Origin of the sequence: Caldibacillus thermoamylovorans, assembly GCF_000751775.1 — a bacterium.
GTDB classification, from domain to species: domain Bacteria; phylum Bacillota; class Bacilli; order Bacillales; family Caldibacillaceae; genus Caldifermentibacillus; species Caldifermentibacillus hisashii.
This window is the reverse complement of record NZ_CCRF01000035.1, coordinates 42741-66471: the sequence shown is the minus strand read 5'-3', so window position 1 is coordinate 66471 and position 23731 is coordinate 42741. Positions and strand designations below refer to the sequence as shown.

Genomic DNA, 23731 nt, shown 5'->3' with positions numbered 1-23731 from the left:
TTCTAGTATAAGAAAGTATAAAAATACAAGCAATTAACTTGGGATTGGTTTTATTGTCTAGCTACGAGCGCCAGCGACTAGCAAACTTCACTCCCCTCCACTACGATAAGTCAACATCGGCTCGTCCCTCGCCGTGTTTCCTTTTCCTTAGAAAAAGCTACTCGCTTTTTCTTCGTGCGATGCTTATTCAAGGAAGATTATTCAGAGTCCTCGAAAAAGCTAATCGCTTTTTCTTCGTGCGGTGTCTATTCGAGGAAGCAAGTCTGTTCTCATTGCGGGGCGCTCCAGTTTGTACGTCGCTAAGCGGGCGCTCTGCGCTTTTCTTATTAACGAATTGATTTAATATATCTTCTCATATAGAGTGCCATCCAACCGAATGCCAAGAGGATTACTCCCAGCACCAACAAATTGTATTCGTTTGTTGCTGTACTTGGAAGTACATACCCTTCTTCCGGCAAAACTGTTTTTGCAGTTAAATCTTGGTCAGATACAGTAAAAGTACTAAAATGTGTTGTGTTAACACTTACTTTTCCTTCTTTATAAACAGCACCCGGAACTAATTCCCATTGTTTTTTTGTTTCGTTAAAGTAGTAAACATTTAGTTCTTTCAAATGATCATTTCCTACCTCAAACGTAATGGTAACCGGTGCACTTAGATTAGTAATTTTCGCTCCGTTTTCATCTAATATGTTAAAATCATATACGGCACTCACTGCTTCTTTTATATCTTTCATCCGCTTCATCTGAACTTTAACCTTGCTGTCAGGAAAGACCGAAGCCGACATTTGAAGTGAAACATCTTCATTAGTTAATAGGATACTAACACCTTTTTCTTTTAATAAGCGAACTTGTTCTTTTGTTAAAACGAATTCAATATTTTTACCGGTTACTTCAACTATTAATATGCCATTTTGTTTTAATATTGTAATTGAATTATCGTCGATTGTCACCTTACCATTTTTCACAGTTGCATTCACTTTAACATTTTCCTTTAACTCTGACTCAGGTGTTTGTTGATCAGGATCTATCGGTTTTTGTCCACCATCCGACGGGTTTTCCGGATCTGTTTGATCAGAATCCCCCGGGTCTGTATCTCCCGGAACCTCAGGTTGTTCAGATTGATCACGTGCCAAAATAATCGTTCCTCCAAGGTCTCTTGAAGGCATTTTAACCGTTATCTCACCTTTGTCATTTACTGTATAGGTTTGTCCGCTATACAAATCCGTTACAGAAGCACCTGCAGGATAATCAATCTTAAAAGTTGCCTCTTTAGCTTTCTTAGAAGTGTTTAATCCGACATAGAGAGAATCCCCTAAATACTCCCGTTTAAAAATAGAATATTGTTCTTCGTTCCCACCTCTAACAAATGTTCTTGTTCCTTTAGAAAATATTTTTGAATAGTCTTTTCGAATGTTTAATAGTTTTTTGTAATGATCATGAATGGCTACTGCTGTTTGATCGCCACTTTCATATTTATCCCACGGCATGGAACCTCGGTTTTGGCCAAACTGTTTTATAACATCGCCTTCTTTTTCCCAATCAGCCTTTCCGGATTTTCCTAATTCTTCTCCGTAATAAATGACCGGTTGTCCTTTAGAAGTAATTTGCAAGGCTGCAGCTACTAAGAGTTTACCTACGTCACCGTTAACGTATTCTGATAAAAACCCATTTTGGTCATGGCTACTTAAAAATTGTCCGAATGTTGCAGTATTGTCTATTTTTGCATTACGCTCCCTCAGATATTGTTCTACTCCTTCAATATTCCCGTTTAAAAATTCCTTCGCTTTTTCTTTAAAATCAAAATCTAACAGTGAATCCATTTGTCCTGAACGGAGGTAACCTCCATCATTATTTATACTTGCTCCCCAATATTCACCAATTAGTTTAAAGCCGGGATCAATTGCTGTTAAAGTGTTTTTAAACGCCATCCAAGTCGTTGAGTCGACATGCTTTACCGTATCGACCCGGAAGTAATCGATTGTATCTCCCCGATCCGTTCTTGCCTTTTCCAACCAAGCGGTTTGCCATTCAATGATTTTTGCACGAACGGCAGGATCTTCTGTTTTCAAGTCAGGCAAATGATCGAGTTCACCACGAACAACCGGGTCTTCATCAACATCACGAAGCATCCCTTCAAGACGAGCTCTTTCCACATCAGTCGGTAAATATAGTGCATCTTGTTTCCAAGTTTCTTCAATATCCTTCATTCCGTAACCGGCATGATTCAAGACGACGTCCACCATAATTTTAATGCCACGGTCATGGGCTTTTTTAATAAGTTCCTTAAAGGTATCTATATCACCTAATGTCGGGTCTAATGATGTGAAATCTTTTGCCCAGTAGCCGTGATAAGCAAATTGTTTAGCCTCTAATCCATCGACGGTTTTGAAATCTAATCCTTTATTAAAGTCAATATTATCAACAATTGGTGTAATCCAAATTGTATTAATCCCTAAATCTTCAAGGTAATCAAGCTTTTCTATAATTCCTCGGAAATCCCCTCCATGATAAGCTTCACTGTGGGTAGGGTCATAACCGTGCTCCGGATTATTACTCTTGTCCCCATCATAAAAACGATCGGTTAACATAAAGTAAATCCGAGCCTCATCCCAATCGAAGTCCAGCTCCCCTACCGATGTTCTTGGTGCCACATCAATTTCAACAGTTTGATCATGTTTATTCCCAAATTCATCAACAAGAGTTATTTTAATTTCTTTTTTACCGGCAACAACGGTATCAGCCGCAGCAATAGTTAATGCTTGTAATTGGGGGTCAATATTTACTTTCGGTTGACCTCCTAGAGCTGTGAGATCAGCATACATTTCTTGAAAACCAATCTTTTCCTCCGAGTTAATATCGAAAGAAAGAACTGCATTTTCATTGTATGTAATCTTATTTGGACTAGTTTTTGCATTAATGGATACGCTAGGAATCGTGTACGTAATGGTTGATTTTCCATCAATTGTATTTTTCGGATCTGTCACTTCGCTAGTCGTACCATCTTTTGTAACCAGGAAGCTGTATTCATAACTTCCGGGTTCGAGATTTTGTAATGTGTATGAAAAATATTCATTTTTCTTATCATAAACCATCGAATATTCTTTTCCAGCAATTTTTACTTTTACATCATCAATGGTATCCATTGCATCATTAGCGAATAATGTTTCATCTCGATAATAAAAGGTTACATTTCCATCTTCTAAAATTGGCCCTTTTACTGTCGGAACAACATATTGTCCGGGAACTCCTGTAACAACGGTAACTTTTGTTATAATAGAATCCTTGTCAATTTTTATATTGTGATCATCGCTGTCAGGTGAAATTTTTGCCGTATTCCAATCCGTTCCTTTTCGGATTAAGAAACCGATTGATTCCGTTGTAGGAGAAATTTCAATATCTGCAATTGCCGTGTCACCTTCATATTTTTGAAAGTCAATTTGGTCATTTTTAACTCCGGTGTTCCAAACCCAAATGTTCCAATCTGTAAAATCTTTATCAGGTCTTACATATTTAAGACGGACATACCGCTTCACGTCTTCTTTTACAGTAAAGGTCAACATTGCTTTAGCTTCACCGGATGTGGCTGTAATGACAATAGTGCCGGGCTTTTTACCGGTAACTTTACCTGTCCCATCAACAACGGCAACGGATTCATCTGATGATGTCCATTTTATTTTTTCTCCTAACATTTCTTGATCAAATTGGTCACGTACAACAGTAGATAATTGTGTACTGTATGATTCAAAAACAGATGAATCTCCATGAATTGTTATCGTTTTCGGTACTAATTTAGTGACATAAACCTTAATAGTTGCTTCGACATTTCCTGCAGTTGCTGTAAGGATAGCATCTCCTTCATTTAACGCAACAATTTTTCCATTTACAACTTTGGCTACTTCATCATTAGACGAAGACCAAGTAACTTTTTCGCCTGTTAAGATTCGGCCTTTTTGATCTTTTACATAGGGCACGATTGTTTTCGTATCGCCTAGGTTTAAAGCGATTTGATCGATGTTAAAATCGATGGATGAAACTTCCGGAGTGTATTCTTCTTCCGCGTCATCATATAGAACCATCATTGAGAGCGGAGCAACAGATACTTGATTGCCATTAATTGTCCGGATTGTTTCTGTACCAGCCTTTTGATCATCAACGACCACTTTCCATTCAGAGTTAGAAGGCAAGGCAATTTCTTTTGAAGTATTATTAGCATTATAAATAACGATAATATTTTTCCAAGAATCGTTATTGGCAAAATTCTTCAATTCGAATACAACTATATTACCATCTGATTTTATCACTTGAAGATTTTGTTCAATAGCTTCTTTTGTATCTAAACGAAAGGCAGGGTGAGATTTTCTTAATTCAATCAGACCTTGGTAATAATCAAATACAGGCTTATACTGATCTTTTAGTTCCCAGCGAATCATATTAATGCTGTCTGGGCTTTTATAGCTGTTATGGTCACCATACTTACTTCTTAATATTTCTTCACCGGCATGAATAAATGGAATACCTTGTGATGTAAGTACAATGCCATTTGCAAGTAGACTACGTTTTACGTATTCATTATCTAAAACATTGTCTTCGGTAATGATTTCATGAGGACTCTTTGAAACATCGATATTTGCAACTTTCATAATTTTATCCCATAAATTTAAATTATCATGGGCTGTAACATAGTTAATGCTTTCAGATGCCCGGTTCGTAAAATCGTCAATGGCACCTTTTACTCCTTTGACAATATCACCTTCTCTTCCTACGGCACCGGTGGCAAATCCTGCACTTGCATCATCACTTCCACCTTTAATTGCACTGCGAAAATTATCATTGAAAACAGCATATCCACGATCCTTTTGTATTCCTTTATAGTTTTGTAAGGAAGAATCTAAGCTTGAAGTTCCTCCTGTCCAAGGCTCCCCATATATTAGAATAGATGGATCAACTTCCTCTTTTAATTCCTTCGTTAATTCAGTCATTGTTTGTTTATCGATTAGGCCCATTAAATCAAAGCGGAAACCGTCAATTCCGTATTCTGAAGCCCAATATTTAACAGAATCTTTAATGTATTTTCGAACCATCGGCCTTTCAGATGCTACTTCGTTCCCAGTACCGGAACCGTTCGTAATTTTCCCTTTCTCATCCGTACGATAATAATATCCCGGAACGATAAGATCAAAAGGTGATCCTCCCTGTAATTGAGAACTTTCCGGAATATATGTATGGTTATAAACGACATCCATAATGACACGGATTCCTTGATCGTGTAAAGCTTGGACCATTTGTTTAAATTCTTGTACTCGTGCTGTCGGGTTTGTAGGATCAGTCGAGTAAGAGCCTTCCGGAACATTAAAATGAACCGGGTCATATCCCCAATTAAATTTTGGATCTTTTGAATTAGAATTATCCACGGTTAGCTCATTCACAGATCCGAAATCATAGACCGGAAGTAGGTGAACATGAGTTATTCCTAATTCTTTTAACGAATCGATTCCCGTTTTTATTCCGTTCGTTCCGGTTGTTCCTGTTTCTGTAAACGCTAAATATTTCCCTTTATTTTCTTCGCTTATTCCGGAGTTTTTATTAATCGAAAAATCTCTAACGTGAAGTTCATAAATGACTGCATCAGTGGCAGAAACGAATGGTGGCTTCACGTCAGGTTGGAAATTTTCAGGATCTGTACTGTTAAGGTCGATGATTGCTCCTCGCTGACCGTTTGCAGATGTAGATCTGGCATAAGGGTCTACAGCATAATTTGTTGTACCATCTGCAAATTCCACTTTATACATATAATATTTATTTTTCAGGTCATCTTTCATTGTTACAGACCAAACGCCATTTTCCGCACGTGTCATAGGTGTTTCTCTTCCGTCCGTATGATCGGTTACGAATGCGCCGTCATATTTACCGGCATTTTCATAAATGGCAACGCTTACTTTTTTCGCAGTAGGTGCCCATAATTTAAATGTTGTTTTCTCCGGTGAATATGTATATCCAAGATCGTTACCTTCATAGTAGAAAGAATCATCATTCAATATATTACGCATAATAACTGTTGTACCTTTATAACGATCTGCTTCAACACGATAAATATTCTGAACGTTCACTTGTGTTGGATCTGTGATGGTCAGTGTACCTTGTGTGCTTGAAGTCTTTGTAAAAGTTGTAGGAATTTCTTGATTCGTTTCGTTTTCTATTAATCTAAATTGATCACTGTCTTTTAAATCTGTGTTTACTGTTAAATGGATCGTATCTTTTGCATCCATTAAAGCAACTTCTATTTTTACATTATCTACATTATCTACTAAACTAAAAACAGAATTTCCATCTTTTTGATTAGGGTTTAGCGGATCTGTTGTTGATTGGTCCCAACTTCTGTTATTTAAGATAAACTTATACTGGTGTTCCCCATATGACAAGTCCTTCAGGTTTGCTGTAAATACTCCATTTTCCAAGGTCATTTCAACGGCGGTATTTAAATCCCAGTTATTAAATGAACCAATTACAAATGCACGGGTCTCCCCTTGATTCGGGGAATAGTTAAATGTCACACTCCCGTCTGAATTAATGATTGGGCTTTGAACACCCAACGCTTCTGTGCTAACGTTTGCACTAATTATTGCACTTGAAAACAATTGTAGCACTAAGGTGAAAATCATTGTTAAAGAAAATAGTTTTAATCTCTTTCTCCACAAATCGGCTCCTCCTCCTTGTTTTAATGTTGATTGAGTGATAAGTTTGCCTATTTCCAACAGAAAACATAGTAGTACATTAATTAGGAAAACTAGTGCAAACGTTTTCACTACCCCACATATATTAGATTACCATTTTTTTTGATTTATGGCAATTCTATTTTTAAAAAAATTATTAATTTGTTATATTTGTCATATTAGTAACTTGGAATTAACTGTTTTTTATTTCATGAACTAAAATTCGATTTCAAAATTGTATAAAGTAAACAATCAATATATTTATGTTCTTAAAATGATTAGATTTTCGCTTCGGATTACTATAACTAATGTAAGATATCTTGTGGTAAAAAATGGGCTATTTAAGAAATTAAAGTAGAAACAACTTCTAAAGCACAGGTAGAAAATCCTTTGGTATATAAGGTCAGAGCCATAGCATACAGCAAAGTGAAACAATGCTTTAGATCGTTACAGACACCTGATGCAGAAAATGACTTAAGAGTAGCAAAAAATTTGTATCAAGAATAAAAGCAAAGGAAAGTGATTTTTTTGGGGATTTATGATGAAATTAAATTACATGAAATTATTGCTTATAGCTTGGTTAATCTGATCTTGCAAATCTTGATGAAATCCAAATTTTTTATTTCCCCATATTCCTACTTATATATTATTATAATTTTGTTAAGTTTCCTGATATTATCTGAATCTCTTGGCATTAAAATTTATAAAGATTAGAAAAGAGCCTATAATAAAAAGGACGTTATTAAGATGAATCAAGATGTATAAAAAATTAAGCTTTCATCTTAAGCGTCCACTTCTATTTATATTCAAACATCAATTATACAGATTCCTCGAAAGTAATTTTTGGCTTATTAACAAAATGGGCAATTCTGCTTTTAAAGATTGGAAAAAAGTATTCTGCTTCTATATAATGCCTCGGTATACTGAAAATAACTTCTTGTCCATAATCATAAAATACAAAATGCCATTTTTTTAACGGAAGAAATAAGAACCTGTCTTGCTTTGCCAACACTTTCTTTTCGAATTTTACTTCAGCAATGCTTTGTAAATCGATGTACTCCCCTTCGTTAAACCAAAAATAATCCAAATAGTAACCTCTTATTCTTGTACGCACATTTTTTTTAATCTTTTTAGCTTGAAAATATTTTAATAAAAGCCATATTGGTGCAAGGATAACTGGAATTATAAACCAATCACTTACCAATACTAAAAAAAACGAAGATATAAATGATATCAATGCTATTGTATTATTCTTTTTGTCAAAAATCGGAATATAGTCATAGAAGATTTCATCAATATTCTTCTGATGTTTTTCGCGAAGGAAGTTTTGAAAATCAGTTACGTGTTCATTGAAAGTTTTATTATCCCAAGTTTCAAAATCTGTATAATGATCGTCAAGTCCGACGAGGTTGTAAGAGGTTGGAATAGATCCTGTATGATAAGCTCCTATTAACATTCGCATCCAACCTTTACTTTTAAATACAGGGTCTGCGGACTTAAACCGAACCACATAGTACATCAAGTTCTCATCAAATTCATATTCCTTCCATTCAAAAGAACCCATAATTTCCACTTCACTCGGAAATTTTTCAATTCCATCTTCATGGTTGTAAAAGATAAACCTCGCCGCTTCAGTCACAAAATAATTTTGAAAAACGGGATCTCTTGGTAAAAGTTCAGGCTTATTCTCATTAATAATTATAAAGGCTTCCTGTGAACCATCTGTACTTTTAAAATTTCCTCTATTTCTTTTATCCCTATTTCAAGACCACGCTTCCACATTAATTCGATGTAAATTAGTCGAATCTGATTATCTTTCCATTTTAAAATGTTCTGTAAGGCATATGCCTCTTTATCCGTGCAAAACGAAAAATATAACGTTAATAAAAATCTTAAATTATACCGTATTTTTAAATACGAATCCTTCCAAACTTCATATGCCAATTCTTGTGTATAGATTTCGTGTTTTTCTAAATAAATGGCAAAAAGCTCCTCAAGTTCATTGTGAATATATTCTTTATTTAGAGGGTAATGCTCGGCTTTAAAGTATTGTTTTTCAATACCCATTGCCACAAAATAATGATAACACCACTCATACCAAGGATGAAAATACACTTGATGTTCCAGCAAAACATCAAGTAATAGGATAGTAGGCTCCTTTTCTTCAAGGATTCGGTTTCGTTCCTCATACTCCGGTACAAGCGAAACATGGTCATAAAACTGATGAAAAGTCTTCTTATAAAGGGAAATAGCTGATTCTGTATTTAAAACCAATAGAAAACTTAACACTTTTATCGCTGCTCTTAGTGAATAGCGTAGAATGTTCTATTCAATAACCGGAACCATATCTTCATGTATAAAAATACAAGCAGCTGTAACTAGAGCATATGATGGATTGTCCCATTCATCCTCACATAACGGTTTTATTTCGGCTGCTTTTTCCAGAAGCAAACACGCATCTTCCAATTCCAATTGATATTCCCATTTCTTCAAAGCTTCTATAGCTTTTTTTCGAATTCCTAAATTTTCTTCTTCCAATTGGTCGAGGATTACCTGCATTTCAGCATTCATCTTAATTATCCACACATTGCATGTCATTCAATCTTGATTTAATTTTCTGTAAAATCCCAGTCATAGATGCCTGTTCTAATCCCTATTCAACTTTTCTTATCGCTAAGCAAAATCCCACTTCGAGTATGAAATAATTTTCTTTTAATCATTAAATAGTTTTCAATTTCGTTCATTAAGTAAAATAAGTTTGCTCGCGTCTCAAACTCTTCTCTTGTTGCTGGCAATTCCGTTTTTCGTACCATCTCCCAACAATCTTCCAGTTTTTGCAAAGACAGTTCAGTTGTATCGCCGGAGTGCACATTTTTACTCAAAAACGCTAAAAAGTCAGCAAACATTTCCTTTTGTTTTACCTGGAGCTCCAATGATGAGACAATCGGAAGCATTCGTTTTAACAGCTCCAATTGCCTTTCCCGCATTTCCAAATAAAATAAGTCCTCATATTGTTTCCGAATCAAATGATTTTCGACATCTCTCAGAGCCATATTTTTTGCTTGATTGATAATATCTTCCGCTTCTATTAGTTCTTTTCCATTCCAGTTTCGCTCATGGTTTCGCAAATAGGCTGAAAACTCATAAAGGATAACACTGAACCGCTGCTCAATTTCTTCTTTAAAATTCTGGATATCCTCTTTGACACTTGGCATGTAGCTATTTACTAAAATAGCAATCCCGATTCCAATTAAAATGATATAAAATTCATTTAGCATAATTTGAAAATTCGTCTCCTTCAATGCATAGAGATGGAGGAAAACGACCATACTTGTGACAAAGCCACCTTGAATATGAAATTTGACCAGCAAAGGAACAAATAATAGAATAAAAACTGAAAAAACAATGGATTATAACCAAAGACCTCTAAAAACAATCCGCCAAGAAGTAAAGACAACAGGCATGAAAAAAACTTGCCTTTAATTGTTTCCAACGACCTTTTCCTAGTTCTCTCAATACACATAATCACAATAATCCCGGCAAATGTAGAAAATTGTAATTGAAATAAATCAGCCAACCAAATGGCAAGTCCTGCACCCACGGCTGTTTTTAATGTTCGATAACCCATCCCAGTCATCCAAACGCCTTCTTCCTATTAAAAAAGTCTTTCCCGATTGGTTTTTGTGGAAGCTTTATTTTACTATGATAACAGATTTTTAACATATGGCTCAATATCCAATGAACTTACCGGTGGTTCAAAATTCTTTATAAATCCTCAAATCAAAAAAGCAACCAGCGTATGATTCCGGTTGCTTTTTTTCTACTGTTAAAGCCAAGTATCTAAGTACTTTCTTTTCCATTACATTAATACCAAACCCAACAAAGACAACGCCAAAATCCAAAAAGCAACCAGAGTAATATACCGGTTGCCCTTTTTTTCTACTGTTAAAGCCAAGCATTTAAGTACTTCTCTTTTCCATTACATTAATGCCAATTCCAACAAAAACAACGCCCATTAAGATTAAAATACTCATTGGCTGCAACAATTCACCCCAAGACTCTCCATAAATGGTGGCTCCTTTTAAAGCTTCCATCCCGTACTTAATCGGCATGAAATCCGCCAATTTCAATAAAACCGGTGAGGATACAATCTCAAGCGGCCAGTATGCACCGCCAATCATTGCCATACTGACCGAAATCAATGGGATAAGGGCATTGAATTGCTGGATATTTTTTACAACACCTACCAGAAACATAGATAACGAGACAATTGAAAATACATACGGTATTAATACAATCAGTGTTTTACCGAATCCTTCATAAAAATTTACCCCGGCAAAATAACGAAATACAAAAAATAATAAAGCGACTTGAATGTAACCAAGTAAAAAACTATAAGCAAGATTACCTGCATACATCTGCCATTTTTTTAACGGGGATAAAATCAGCCGGTCCCAGACCCCCTCCAGTTTTTCTTGCAAAATATGAAGCACATTATAGGAGATCGTATAAATGACAAAAAACAAGGACATTCCAAAGAGAATTTGTAATTGGTTGTCGATAATGACCGTCCCTTTTCCCCGGAAGGAATCCGTATGAATAGTAAAAAGAGAGTTATCATTTTTTATTTGTTTGATGATCACTTTGCTTTTTTCATTGTCGGCAACTTGCTCATTGATCTGTTTTTCAATTGAGAAATCGGAATAGACGGATTGTAAATAGTTTCTAATCAGCGGTAAGTCTGATGTTTTTGCGGCAATGACAATCTCGTACCCATCTTCCATCAATTTCACGGCTGCCCCTCGGTCCCCTTCACTTACCTGCTTTTTCGCCTCGGCTTCCGTCACTATGGTGAATTGGAATAATTTTGAATCCTTGAGCTCCTTCCATAAATCAGTTGTCTCAAAATGATCTATATCCGTATAAATAGGGACTGATATTCTCGAATATTGCGAACCACCTATGAAAAAAGCAAAAAGCATACTCATAGCCGTCATTCCGATAAACAGTAACGGCTTCCTGAAAAATAAACGAAACTTAGTTTGTAAAATACTGATCATATCGCTTCCCCCCTCTTCGGAAAACTAAACGCGGCAACGGACAATAAGACAATCCCAAAAATGATTAAATATAACACATGCTCAAAAATTCCCGTTATACCGGAGCCTTGCAACACTTTCAATAATGCAGTCATTCCTGCTCCATTCGGCGTTAGATTCCCAATAAACTCAATAATTGGTGAAACTTCCGCTAATGGTGTAAAACTTCCGCCAAGTAATGAAAATAAAGTGACGAGAATGCTGCTGAAAAAACCGGATGCTGACTCGCTGTCTATTCGGTAATTTACAGCTGTCAAAAGTGCCGCAACACCACCAATGGCAAAACTTAATGATAAATTTAGAACAAGAAATGCGGCTAAGTCTCCCCAATATACATGAAAAATAAGGGCAGATACCCCGTATAAAATCAATTGTTGAATGAACGCAATTAACATCGTCGAGAAAAAGATACCGATGAAGTAAGACCATCTCGATGTATTTGATAAAATAATCCGATTAAATACGTGTAACTGTTTTTCACGATAAGCAAAGGAGCTAATGTTTGATGCCACATACATGATAAACATAACACTCATTCCAACCGTGTAATATTGCATCGAATTGATCGGTTCTTTTTTAGACACCGTTTCTATCGTTCCGGTTATCGGTTCAGTATCCAATTGAACACCATTTTTTCCAACAATCGTCATCGTTGTAAGCTGTTTTTGAAATTGTCTAATAACATCTTCAACAAGGTTCGAGGTGCCTTGTTTTCCTTCATTTTTATAAAGCTGCAAAGAAATTTCTGCCGATTTGTCAAGAAACACTTTTGATAATAGATGATAGGTGAATTTTTCCGGTATTTCAATAATCGCAGCATAGTTATCGTCCTTTTTCACCTTCTCAGCTTGTTCCGGTTTGATTATTTCAACTTCAAAGTACTTTTTTAATTCCTCACTGCCAAAAACATCTTCTGTTAATATCGCAACGGGTAATAAACTTTGTGCACCGGTCTTCATTGACGTTTCCGCTTCTGTCGGTAGCCCGGCATTTTCTATATCCTTTATAAATTGTTGTAAATCTTCCTGTTCATTATCATTATTTATAATGGCTACTTTTGCGTGAATATTTGGTGAATCACCTTTAAGAACCCCACCAAGCGCAAAGCCTAGTATTGCAATTAAGACGATAGGCATTAAAAGAAGGACTAATAGTTCTTGGCGATTTCTTATCATTACTAATAAATCTTTTTTTATAAAAGGAAAAATCATCAATATCACCCCCTGCACTAATCCCTAAGTGCCCTTCCCGTTAAATGAAGGAATACATCTTCAAGCGTTGGTGCCTTCACTTCTATCGAGATTAATTTTGTTTTCGTTTCTTCTGCGTAATGGGTAATCGCTTGAAATAGATTTTCTTCTTTTGGAACGATGATTGAAATTTTTTGATCTTGAACTTGTACTTGTCTGATATGGGGATCTGCTTTTAACACTCGAATTAATTCATCTTTTATTCTTTCAACTTTAATAATAATTGTATTTTCCGATGAGAGAATATTTTTCAATTCTTCTTTTGTTCCTGAAGCAATGATATGACCTTGATCCATAATGTAAATTCTGTCACATAAAAATTCGACTTCCTCCATATAATGGCTCGTATAAAGAACGGTCAGCCCTTGCTCTCGATTGAGTCGTTTAACTGTTTCCAATATATAATTTCTTGACTGCGGGTCGATTCCTACAGTCGGTTCATCCATAATGATCATCTCCGGTGTATGCAATAATGCGACACCTATATTCAATCTTCTTTTCATACCGCCTGAAAAAGTTTTTACAAGATCCTTCCTTCTATCGGTTAAACCAATTTGTTCCAAAACTTCATTTATTCGCAGTTTCAATGTTGTTCCTTGTAAGCCGTAGATTTTGCCAAAAAACTGCAAATTTTCTTCAGCGGTTAAATCGGTATATAATGCGATTTCCTGAGGAACAACACCAAGGATATGCCGAATTTTTTCAGGCTGTTTCACGATACTTTCATTATGCAAGCGAACGTCACCGGATGAAGGTGTAATTAGTGAAGATAGCATTGAGATTGTCGTTGATTTTCCTGCACCGTTTGGTCCTAATAACCCGACTATTTCACCTTTTTCCAAATACATATTCACACCGGAAACAGCTTGAACGTTCTTATATTTTTTTGATAAATCCATTATTTGTAACATGGAATCCCCTCCCGTTTTCTTTATTTTAAAAGAACATTTTTAACTGCAACACTGTCGGTAGTCATTTTTTAAGTTGGAAAAGATGACTTAAGTCATTTTGTGAAACGGCTTAAAATACGTCACTTTTCAATTGAAAAAATAAAAGCTACCCTTTATTTAAGGCCGCTGCAACTCTTCGTGCATGAGACCTTGTAAGGCAGCTCTTATGATATGTCGTTTTTACTTTATCAGTGAAATAACTATCAGCATAAATAGGACAACTGTTATGAGACCATAAGGCTTACGTTAGCACTTGTGTAAGGCAGCCTTATGATATGTCGTTTTTAACAGCAAAAATCGCCAGTTGGGTGCGATCACGCAACTCCAATTTTTGAAGAATTTGTGTAATATGGTTTTTCACTGTTCCAATGGATAAATAAAGTTCTGCGGCAATTTCCTTATTTGTTTTTCCTTCACCGACTAGTTTGGTAATGGCAAGTTCACGAGACGAAAGGGGAATGTCTAGTTTTTTCTCAGCCTTGTGTAAAAGTCGTGGCATCATTTTTGCAGCTACTTCTTCATGAATGGGCAATCCGCCACGAAAACAGCTATAAACAGCTTCGATTAAAGTTTGGCTGTCGGAAGTTTTCAATAAAAATGCATTTGCACCGTATTTTAATGCTTGAATCGCATACTCGTCATCATTAAATGTTGTTAAAATTAATATTTTCACCTGTGGAAAACGTTCTTTTATGATTCGAGTTGCTTCAATTCCGTTCATTACCGGCATGCGGATATCCATCAAAACAAGATCAATCATTTGTTCCTCAACACATTTTATAGCTTCCCGGCCGTTACTTGCTTCTGCCACAACGCGAATATTACCATCCTGTTCAAGCATTAATTTTAACCCTTGCCTGACGATAGATTGGTCTTCCACGATTAAAATGTTCCACATATTTGCCTTCTCCTTTTTCTCAAAGCCCGTTTTTTATCCTTGTTCTGTCACCGGAATCATTCCTTTTACAATAAAATGTCCTTCCCTTTGCTGGATTGAAAGTTTACCGTCCAACTCTTCAACCCGCCTCCGCATATTTTGTAAACCAAAACCTTCTTGGAACGTTTTATTCTCGTGTACTTTATTTTTAATGGAAAATTCAATATCACCTACCGCATTTCTTCCCAATTCAACATATACTTCCCTGGATTGTGCGTGACGCATGGCATTTGTTAGCCCTTCTTGAATGACACGATAAAGGACAACACTTTGCTCATTGGTCAATTTAACAGATAAAATTCCTCGCTTCGTTGTTAATTGAACTAGAATATGGCTTTCCGACTCTAATTTCTTTATCAGTTGCAAAATCGTTGCCATTCCTTCAAGCTCTCCCGTAGTGAGCGTTCTCACGGCAAATCTTGTCTCCGCTAGACAATCTTTTGCCAAGTCTTTTAATTCCGTATATTCTTCTTCTCCCTTCTCCATTGATAAAATTTCCAATTGCATAAGGAGTGCAGTAAGCTTATGTCCGACCGAATCATGAATTTCACGAGCAATTTTTGTCCGTTCTTGAAACCTTGCCTCCTCTTCAGAAAGAACGGCCACCCTTTTTAAGCGGCGATACTCTCCCAGCAGTTCTTCATAGATTTTTCTTTGCTCTTTTAGCCCCGAGGCAAGGCCGTTCGTCCGGTTCGCAATATAGTAGAATAGTAGAGAAAGTATAAACCATACTCCTGAAAGCTTGCCAATGATTAAAAAGCTAAGAAGAGATATACAAATAAGTACCGATAACCATTTGAATTTATTTTCTTCTAAATCAAAAATCGCCATTACTGAAAAATAGAATAGCAAGGCCAACACATACGGGTTTATTGTAAAAAAGTAAAGGGCCAGCAATAATAAAAGATTTAACAGGAAGAGCATAAATTGTCTTTTTGTAGAATTCTGAAAAAAATACACGGCCATGACTGCGGCACAAATTAATAATGATCGAACAGATGGTACCGTCCCTTCTGAAAAAAAGAACAAACCCCAAAGTACGATTAATACTGAAGTACGGATAAGAAATGCTTTCATAACACGCTCCAAGTTTTTCTTTATATTACTACTATACCAAAAATCCGTCAAAAGCTTTCTAAATCATCAAATCAGCTTTTTGACAACCCCCATCTCTAAAGAATTGGCTTTCTCATTCGTCTGTAGCGGTTCTCTTGGAAAAAATATACATAAGTCCAGTTTCTTGTCACAAGAAGGGTCATCCGCATAAAATTTGGGACGGGATGGAGCTTTGTCGACAACAATAGGGCATTTCGCAAAAATTTGGAACGAGAAGCGCTCTCGTCGCCAAAATCGAGCGTTTTTCGCCTCAAAATGGTGACGAGATTCGGGCTCGTCGTCAAAATCGAGCGTTTTTCGCCTCAAAATGGTGACGAGAAAGAGTCTCGTCGCTAAAAAAAGGAATTTCCCGCGCAAAAACGACGACGAGAAATGGCCTCGTCGCCAAAAAAAGGAGTTTCTCGGCTCAAAATGACGACGAGAAATGGTCTCGTCGCTAAAAACGAGCAATTTTCGCCTCAAAATGGTGACGAGAAAGAGTCTCGTCGCTAAAAAAAGGAGTTTCCTGCCCAAAAACGACGACGAGAAATGGTCTCGTCGCCAAAAAAAGGGGTTTCTCGGCTCAAAATGACGACGAGAAATGGTCTCGTCGCCAAAAAAAAGGAGTTTCCCGCGCAAAAACGACGACGAGAAATGGCCTCGTCGCCAAAAAAAGGAGTTTCCCGCGCAAAAACGACGACGAGAAATGGCCTCGTCGCCAAAAAATGCGATTTCACGCCTCAAAATGGTGACGAGATTCAGGCTCGTCGTCAAAAATAGAAAATTCCTGCCTAAAAATATTATCGTTCAGCCAATTAGAGAAAACTAATAACCACGCTACCGCCACGTATGAAGCGCCTGTTCAACTCATCATCATAAAGAGAAATTTTTTCAGAACTGCCAATCACCATTAATAGCGTTTTTCCTGATATACAAAATTGTTCAGCTAATGGAAAAAAGTCATACGAACATACCTATAAAGGGTCCGTTCACCTCATCATCACGAGAATAATTTTTCGAAATCGCCGATCACCATTGATAAGGCGTTTCTTGATAGACATAATAGTTCAGCCAATTGGAGAACAGTAAATAACTATGTGACCGCCACGTATGAAGCGGACGTTCATTCACATCATTATTTGGAAAATAATTTTTCGGGATTGCCGTCCCAAGTCCTTTCTTTTGATCACGAACGTATTCATCTGCAAGAGTAGTAGCATCATATTCTAAATGTCCGGTAATCATAATGTTTTTTCCATTTTCAGACATAATGATAAATGGTGCTCCCTCCTCTGATACAGATACTAACTTCAATTCCGGATGGTTTTCAATGGCCTCCCTGGAAACGTCAGTATAACGGGAATGAGGAGCGTTGAAAACTTCATCAAATCCCCTGACAAGCTTCAACTTTGGTTCAAATAATTGATGTTTGAACACACCAAAACATTTTTTCGGCAATTCGAATTTACCAATGCCATAATGATAATACAAAGCTGCTTGGGCACCCCAACAAATATGTAGCGTTGATGTTACATTTGTTTTTGTCCACTCCATAATTTCTGCCAATTCTCCCCAGTAGTCCACTTCCTCAAAAGCCATTTTTTCTACAGGTGCCCCCGTAATAATCATGCCATCATATCGGCGGTTTTTTACATCCGCAAAAGTTGTATAAAAATTATCTAGGTGATAATTGCTGACATTCTTTGATTGATATGTAGATGTCCTTAAAAAAGTAATATTTACCTGTAGCGGTGTATTACCGAGCAGGCGCAAAAGTTGCAGTTCCGTTTTTTCCTTTTCCGGCATTAAATTTAAAATAAGAATATTTAATGGACGAATATCTTGGGTTCTTGCCCGATCTTCATCCATGACAAATATCTTCTCTTTTCTTAACAACTCTCCCGCAGGCAAATCTTTTGGTATATTAATCGGCATTGTCATTCCCCCTTCATTTCACAATTTTAATAATGTATCACCTATTATAAAATTTATTTATTATTTATGGCAACGTTATTTTTCTTTAAATATTAAATTTATGCAGTATTTTGATACTCTTTTTTAAAACCATTAGGTATTAGTAAATATATAAAAAAGGACCAAGTTATTTCTATACCCGGTCCATTTATTACTAATTTTTTGTACTTTCTCTCTCAATCGGCAATGTACAGCACCGGAATGAGCCACCTGATTTAATGATTTCTGTTATATCGACTTCGATGACTTCAAAACCGTGATTTCTCAAAGCTTCGTTGACTTTTTTATTAACCGGGAGACTAATAATTTTCCGGTTGCCAATTGATAAAACATTTGTTCCTAGTGTAAATTGTTCTTCCTCTGTTACTTCAATTAATTCATATCGCTCTTTTAATTTTCCAATATGTTCTTGATCCAATGCTCCCGGGAAAATTAAAGCAACATCAGGTGAGACAATATTGAACACACAATCCAGATGCAAATATTTTTCATGAAAGTGAACCGGAATAATCTCAAATTGCTTATTCAACAGTTTTTGAATCTGTTCAATCGCTTCCTTTTTGGTTCTGTCACTTAACCCGATATATATGCGGTCACGATCAATAATGACATCGCCACCCTCAATTTGATGACCAATAATATTATAGTAAGAAATTTCTTCGTCCTCTAACCACCGTTTCAAGACTTCTTCTTCTCCGTTTCTAACCTTACTTGCCATATCAGCAACAAATATTGTTTCTCCGAGAACAAAACCGATATCCCTTGTAAACACTTGCTCAGGATATTTCCGATGGTAGGGGAGTAAATAGACTTCAACATGATTTTGCCTTAATGTATCAACAAATTGGTTATGTTGTTCCAAAGCTTTTTCAATATGTATCCCTTCATTCTTAAAATGCTTTTGGGTCTCATTAATAACATCTCGAATTGTCATATATTGCGGTTGACATACAATTACTTTTTTCAATACATCGTATTCCGTATAACAGTGGATTTTTTGTGGTGGAATTGTTTCATACGGTTCCAATTATAACCCTCCCATTATGATCGTAAAAGTAGCAATTTTATCTTAAAAAATCGCATGAAAGATATTTAATTTATCCGTAGTATCGTTTTATCTTTCCAATTTACTGTGAAATTTATGTAAGGGTACAGCCAAAAAGCTCTTTTATTAAAAAAGATAAGCGAACGGACAATATTTTGTAGTACCTTTTTGGATGTAATTCATGTAAAAACATGTAGATATTTGTAGACAAAACATTCGAAATTTTAGAAGGAAGAAGCTATCCTATTGAAGAATTATATTTAAGAGAATAAAAACTTTTTAGGGGGAGTTTGCATTGGATCGGATTAGTTATATATCCTACGTTTTATATCAATCTCATAATGAAAATTTAAAAAAATGGGCTCTGGAGTTATTAAACGGTACGATTACTTTAAGGGAGGTAAAGGTAAAATCACAGGTTGCAGAAGCAGAAATTCAACGCGCAGAACTTTTGTATAAAAATGGAAAATTGGACTATCAAAATGTTTTTCGGTTTGTTGCGGAATATATGGAGTTAGCCTCTTAATATTATGGAAATTATTATATTTTTGAGCAGTCATCAATATTTTTATAAAGAAAACTCGGTGACTGCCGAGCCTTCAGGCGTTGGCAGAGCCGTAGTTCAGTGGAAAAACATTTTCGCTTGCGAGGTAATGCTACCGAAGTCTCTCTAATCACCGAAAAAATATAAAATTTTTTCGGCTGCGATGTATTCCAGTGAAGCTTTCCTTGTGCACTTATGTGTTAGGAAAGTAGAAATTGAAAAATTTATACTTTCCTGCTATTAGTAAAAAAGGGTCGACCGAAAATCGGTTAGACCCTGAACAGCTTATGTGTACTGCTTAAATAACCGATTACCTTCTTTTAATGAGAATAGCACCTATCCCGAAAATCCAAATGTATGAAAAGAAAAAGATCCATAGGTAAAGAATGGAAATCGACTCGTTTCCTAAAAGTGTGAAAACGGCTAAAGCTATAAATAAAATAGCTAAGGAAAGATGTGAAGCATATGCAAAAAAACGAAAAACATTGTGAATAACCCGTTCATCTGCTTCTGGCAAATTATCCTTTTTGCGTTTCTGTTTAATCACTTGAATTATTGTCAAAATGATAGTTGCAACCAAACCACCGGCAAATACATCATATGGAAATTCACCCTGAAAAAAATAAGCAAGAAATGAGCCCAGAACAATACCTATAAGACCACAAGCAATAATAAAGAATGGCGTCCACTTTGTTAAAATCGTTTCCCATTTTTTCCTGTCTTTTACACTCATTTTTCATCCTCCTGTAAAATAAAAATTTCATCAATCGGCATATTAAAATACGCAACGATTTTTAATGCTAATTCCAGACTGGGATTATACTTGTTTTTTTCAATGGCATTTATCGTTTGACGTGTAACTTGTAAATCCTCAGCCATTTTAATTTGTGAGATCCCCTTTTTTTGACGGATTTCTCGAATATGGTTAATCACCGGCATTAGTCAAACCTCCGTAAAAAGTAAAGATATCTTTACATATATAATACTAAAATACCGATAGAATGTAAAGGTATCTTTACACTCCATCGGTATTTTTTCACGATAATCCAATCTATATTGCCGCAACCGTTATCTTTCACTAAGCTGCATTCAACAAAAAAGGGTGAACATAAAGATAAACATCTTTTGGACACCCTTCGTTTTATTCATTACTCCAGTCGATTCCTTTTCAACTCAACAACGTCTCCGGTATGAGCTTAAAGCCTTCAATAACGGCATCTTCATCAACTTCAATTAAAATACAACGTTTGCCGCTGACGGTTACTTGTTTAACATACTTCAAATCTTGCGGACTGATTGAGATATTGGCAACCTTTGTTTGAATTTTTATCGATTTTGGTACTAAGCTTGTTGCCTTTAGCTCATATTTTTCATCATCAATTACTTTTTGAAACGCCATTTCGACTTTTTCCGGATTTACATCTTCAACTCCGCTTGCTTTCAAAACCTGCTCAACATCTTTATAATCGAGTTTTGGAATATCTTGTTCCTCTTCCTCTTCCATCATTCGATTAATTTCTTCATATACATTCGAAAGTGTTGACGATTCTACTTCTTCACCAACCACTTCTTTAACAATTTCTTCAAAAACTGCTTTATCGTCTTGAGCGGTCATCACCGGTTCCGCATTCAATACATCCTCAATAATATGATAGTCCGGTTGGTTTGCCTTCCCTGTCGAGTATAAAATATGATTAATATCAGTGTAATTTTCCGTAAAACAAGGAAAGAGGAATCCCGACATTGGTGATGTTAAATTAATAATTGAATCGACGACTACATTTGCTTTAAACTCCAGCTCAACAAAATCAAAAAGCAGTGATTTTTTCGGCTGTTCGGTACGATTTATGCTACAAAGGATAAATGGATGGGTATATACGGAATCATTTGCGTGTTCTTCCGTCTCCTCATTCGTCCTTTTGGTTGGTTTATAATATTCGCCGCGAATGAACGTAATTACGATATCTTTTTCATACTGAATATCTTTGACCATTTTTTCAACAAGCAGAAGCATTTGTGATTTCCAGGATTCAACATCATCGTTTTGGATTGCCTCGTATAGAATGTCCTTGCTATGCGCCTCTGCTTCCGCCTGAAACTTTAGCTCAAACAGTTTTACATCCAGCTGGCCGGTTAACACCTTTTTGAAGTTCAACATAAATAATTCTTGCTGCTCCCGGTCCAACATCGGAAACGGATGACATTCTTGATAAAAAATTTCACTGCTTTCTTTTCGAATATACACATTAAAAATATCTTTCACTTGCAAAAGATGATTATCTAACTTAAATTGCTTTCGGATATTTGCGATGTCTTTTACATTCATAAGAACTTCCCCTACTCTATTAGTCTACCTAACTAATTATAAGCAAATGCTCACCATTTTGGAAGAAGACAATCAACACGTATGATAAAGCCGATCACTAATGAAGGGATAAAAAATTTTTCTCTATTTTTACTCATACATCTGCTTAAAATTTGAAGAAAGTTCATACGTGGGTGAAAATTATTTGCGAAAGGTCCATAACAAATTTTTTAAAAAAATAGTTGACATATAGGAATAATACGTATATATTAATAAACAAGATTAATTTCATATTTTCAAATATTCTTATCTAGAGAGGTGGAGGGACTGGCCCGAAGAAACCTCGGCAGCGGACTTATTAAAAGTACTGTGCCAATTCCAGAAAGCTTTTGGCTTGAAGATAAGAAGAGATCGAAAACTATAATCGTTATGTTTACCTCTCTTCTTTCTTGAAGAGAGGTTTTTCATTTGTCAATACCGGTGACTTACCATATTGACAAGCTTAACAAAAAAATAAAAAAAGTGAGGGAAACATAATGACAACAAAAACAATTACAAAAGCACCTTTTAAAGCTGATCAAGTAGGGAGCCTACTTCGTCCGGAGCGAATCCATAAAGCAAGAAAGGACTTTCAAGAAGGAACCATTACAGCTGAGGAATTAAGAGCCATTGAAACAGAAGAAATCAAACGAATTGTCGATAAACAAATTGAAATTGGTCTGAAAGCTGTGACGGATGGCGAGTTCAGACGGAGATTTTGGCATACGGATTTTATGGAGCATTTAAACGGGGTTGAAGGGTATATCCCTGAACAAGGTTATCAATTTGTTGGCGTCGAAACCGAAAAATATAATGTCCGCGTTGTTGGAAAAGTCAGCTTTAATCCGAACCATCCGCACTTGCAAGATTTTATCGAATTTAAAGAAATTGTCGGCGACCGGGCCATTGCGAAAATGACGATTCCGAGTCCAAATCAATTTTTCTATCCGGGAATTCTAAACGAAGAGGTTTATCCGGATGTTGAAGATTTTGCAAAAGATCTAATTCAAGCATACCGTGATGCGATTCAAGCGTTCTATAATGCCGGCTGTCGTTACCTGCAACTAGATGATGTTGCGATTGCTCGTTACTGTATCCCGGAAATTCCGGAAGATGAGCGGCAAAAATCGATTGACCGGGCATTACGTGTGGCAAATGGTGTGCTGGAAGGAAAACCGGATGACTTAATCGTGACAACCCATCTATGCCGCGGGAATTATCAATCGGCTTGGGCATTTGAGGGTCCATATGATTATATCGCCCCCACCTTTTTTGCTAAGGAAAAAGTAGACGGCTTCTTCCTTGAATACGATGATGAACGGTCCGGTGGTTTTGAACCTTTAAAATATATACCAAAGGGCGGACCCAAAGTCGTTATTGGTATTTTCACATCGAAGTCCGGAAAACTAGAAGACAAAGAAGTAATTAAAGCACGGATACAAGAAGCCGCCAAATATGTTCCGCTTGAACAACTGTGTATTAGTACACAATGCGGTTTTGCTTCGACTCACCACGGCAATAAGTTAACGGAAGAAGAGCAATGGGCAAAATTAAAATATATTATTGATATCGCAAAAGAAGTCTGGGGTACACTGTAGATATTAGGTTCTTTATACCATATGGCAAAGAAAAAATAAGTAAATACCGCCAAAGAAGTTTGCGGAACACTACAGGTTATAGGTTCATTCACCATATGCTAAATAAAAACATATCGGTATCGCCAAAGAAATACGAGAACACTGTAAAATTCCAGGATTGTGTCTTTTAGGAAAAAGTGACTCGG

The 23731-nt window shown here is 36.2% G+C and carries 20 protein-coding genes and 1 riboswitch; of the genes, 2 read left to right on the top strand and 18 right to left on the bottom strand.

All coding sequences use genetic code 11. The features are described 5' to 3' along the window. Window positions 1–326: 326 nt before the first annotated feature. From pulA to BT1A1_RS04390, 15 genes are all read right to left on the bottom strand, one after another. Complete coding sequence (gene pulA / locus BT1A1_RS04465) at window positions 327–6695, bottom strand: type I pullulanase (protein WP_051989001.1); 6369 nt, start codon at window positions 6693–6695, stop codon at window positions 327–329. A gap of 832 nt (window positions 6696–7527) precedes the next feature. Then, window positions 7528–8274, bottom strand: coding sequence for a hypothetical protein (locus BT1A1_RS04455; protein WP_156103178.1), 747 nt, complete (start codon window positions 8272–8274; stop codon window positions 7528–7530). Between the two features lie 134 nt (window positions 8275–8408). Then, window positions 8409–8999, bottom strand: a complete 591-nt coding sequence (locus BT1A1_RS04450; protein WP_034768537.1) for a hypothetical protein — start codon at window positions 8997–8999, stop codon at window positions 8409–8411. 36 nt (window positions 9000–9035) lie between these two features. After that, window positions 9036–9281: a hypothetical protein gene (locus BT1A1_RS04445; RefSeq protein WP_034768535.1), complete on the bottom strand. Its 246-nt coding sequence runs from the start codon at window positions 9279–9281 to the stop codon at window positions 9036–9038. Window positions 9282–9367: 86 nt separating this feature from the next. After that, window positions 9368–10039 (bottom strand): aromatic acid exporter family protein, encoded by a 672-nt coding sequence (locus BT1A1_RS04440; protein WP_051989000.1) that lies wholly within the window; start codon window positions 10037–10039, stop codon window positions 9368–9370. Next, window positions 10009–10347: an aromatic acid exporter family protein gene (locus tag BT1A1_RS18165; RefSeq protein WP_051988999.1), complete on the bottom strand. Its 339-nt coding sequence runs from the start codon at window positions 10345–10347 to the stop codon at window positions 10009–10011. Before BT1A1_RS18165 ends, BT1A1_RS04440 begins: the two co-directional genes overlap by 31 nt. A 118-nt stretch (window positions 10348–10465) precedes the next feature. Next, the gene (locus BT1A1_RS04435) at window positions 10466–10669 is read right to left on the bottom strand and encodes a hypothetical protein (protein WP_034768533.1); all 204 of its coding nucleotides are present in this window, start codon (window positions 10667–10669) and stop codon (window positions 10466–10468) included. Continuing rightward, window positions 10670–11770, bottom strand: a complete 1101-nt coding sequence (locus tag BT1A1_RS04430; protein WP_034768531.1) for an ABC transporter permease — start codon at window positions 11768–11770, stop codon at window positions 10670–10672. It lies immediately after the preceding gene. Next, window positions 11767–13020, bottom strand: a complete 1254-nt coding sequence (locus BT1A1_RS04425; RefSeq protein ID WP_034768530.1) for an ABC transporter permease — start codon at window positions 13018–13020, stop codon at window positions 11767–11769. Before BT1A1_RS04425 ends, BT1A1_RS04430 begins: the two co-directional genes overlap by 4 nt. 17 nt (window positions 13021–13037) lie before the next feature. Continuing rightward, on the bottom strand, window positions 13038–13970 hold the full coding sequence (locus BT1A1_RS04420; RefSeq protein ID WP_034768529.1) for a daunorubicin resistance protein DrrA family ABC transporter ATP-binding protein: 933 nt from the start codon (window positions 13968–13970) through the stop codon (window positions 13038–13040). Window positions 13971–14277: 307 nt separating this feature from the next. Further along, window positions 14278–14907 carry a response regulator transcription factor gene (locus tag BT1A1_RS04415; RefSeq protein WP_034768528.1) on the bottom strand — a complete coding sequence of 210 codons (630 nt, stop codon included), beginning with the start codon at window positions 14905–14907 and terminating at the stop codon, window positions 14278–14280. Between the two features lie 33 nt (window positions 14908–14940). Next, on the bottom strand, window positions 14941–16023 hold the full coding sequence (locus tag BT1A1_RS04410; protein ID WP_034768527.1) for a sensor histidine kinase: 1083 nt from the start codon (window positions 16021–16023) through the stop codon (window positions 14941–14943). 66 nt (window positions 16024–16089) lie between these two features. Then, entirely contained in the window at window positions 16090–16815 is a 726-nt protein-coding gene (locus tag BT1A1_RS18535; protein ID WP_156103177.1) for a hypothetical protein, read from the bottom strand. Window positions 16816–17070: 255 nt separating this feature from the next. Then, a complete protein-coding gene (metA, locus tag BT1A1_RS04395; RefSeq protein WP_034768524.1) occupies window positions 17071–17976 on the bottom strand; it encodes a homoserine O-acetyltransferase MetA in 906 nt (301 codons plus the stop codon). A 193-nt stretch (window positions 17977–18169) separates the two neighbouring features. Continuing rightward, on the bottom strand, window positions 18170–19042 hold the full coding sequence (locus BT1A1_RS04390; protein WP_231553289.1) for a dimethylarginine dimethylaminohydrolase family protein: 873 nt from the start codon (window positions 19040–19042) through the stop codon (window positions 18170–18172). Window positions 19043–19355: 313 nt separating this feature from the next. Here BT1A1_RS04390 and BT1A1_RS04385 point away from each other — a divergent pair, with 313 nt between their 5' ends. After that, window positions 19356–19586, top strand: a complete 231-nt coding sequence (locus BT1A1_RS04385) for a hypothetical protein (RefSeq protein WP_034768523.1) — start codon at window positions 19356–19358, stop codon at window positions 19584–19586. Between the two features lie 328 nt (window positions 19587–19914). Here the strand turns inward: BT1A1_RS04385 and BT1A1_RS04380 are convergent, their stop codons facing one another. The 3 genes from BT1A1_RS04380 to BT1A1_RS04370 all read right to left on the bottom strand — a co-directional run bounded on the left by BT1A1_RS04380 (window position 19915) and on the right by BT1A1_RS04370 (window position 21930). Further along, a complete protein-coding gene (locus BT1A1_RS04380; RefSeq protein WP_051988998.1) occupies window positions 19915–20337 on the bottom strand; it encodes a hypothetical protein in 423 nt (140 codons plus the stop codon). Beyond that, window positions 20334–20543: a helix-turn-helix transcriptional regulator gene (locus BT1A1_RS04375; RefSeq protein WP_034768521.1), complete on the bottom strand. Its 210-nt coding sequence runs from the start codon at window positions 20541–20543 to the stop codon at window positions 20334–20336. Before BT1A1_RS04375 ends, BT1A1_RS04380 begins: the two co-directional genes overlap by 4 nt. A 229-nt stretch (window positions 20544–20772) precedes the next feature. After that, window positions 20773–21930: a DUF4317 domain-containing protein gene (locus BT1A1_RS04370; RefSeq protein ID WP_034768519.1), complete on the bottom strand. Its 1158-nt coding sequence runs from the start codon at window positions 21928–21930 to the stop codon at window positions 20773–20775. Window positions 21931–22212: 282 nt separating this feature from the next. Further along, window positions 22213–22316: riboswitch (SAM riboswitch) on the top strand. A 129-nt stretch (window positions 22317–22445) separates the two neighbouring features. Between BT1A1_RS04370 and BT1A1_RS04365 the strand changes: the two genes are divergently transcribed. Continuing rightward, the gene (locus tag BT1A1_RS04365) at window positions 22446–23546 is read left to right on the top strand and encodes a 5-methyltetrahydropteroyltriglutamate--homocysteine S-methyltransferase (RefSeq protein ID WP_034768517.1); all 1101 of its coding nucleotides are present in this window, start codon (window positions 22446–22448) and stop codon (window positions 23544–23546) included. Window positions 23547–23731 lie beyond the last annotated feature (185 nt).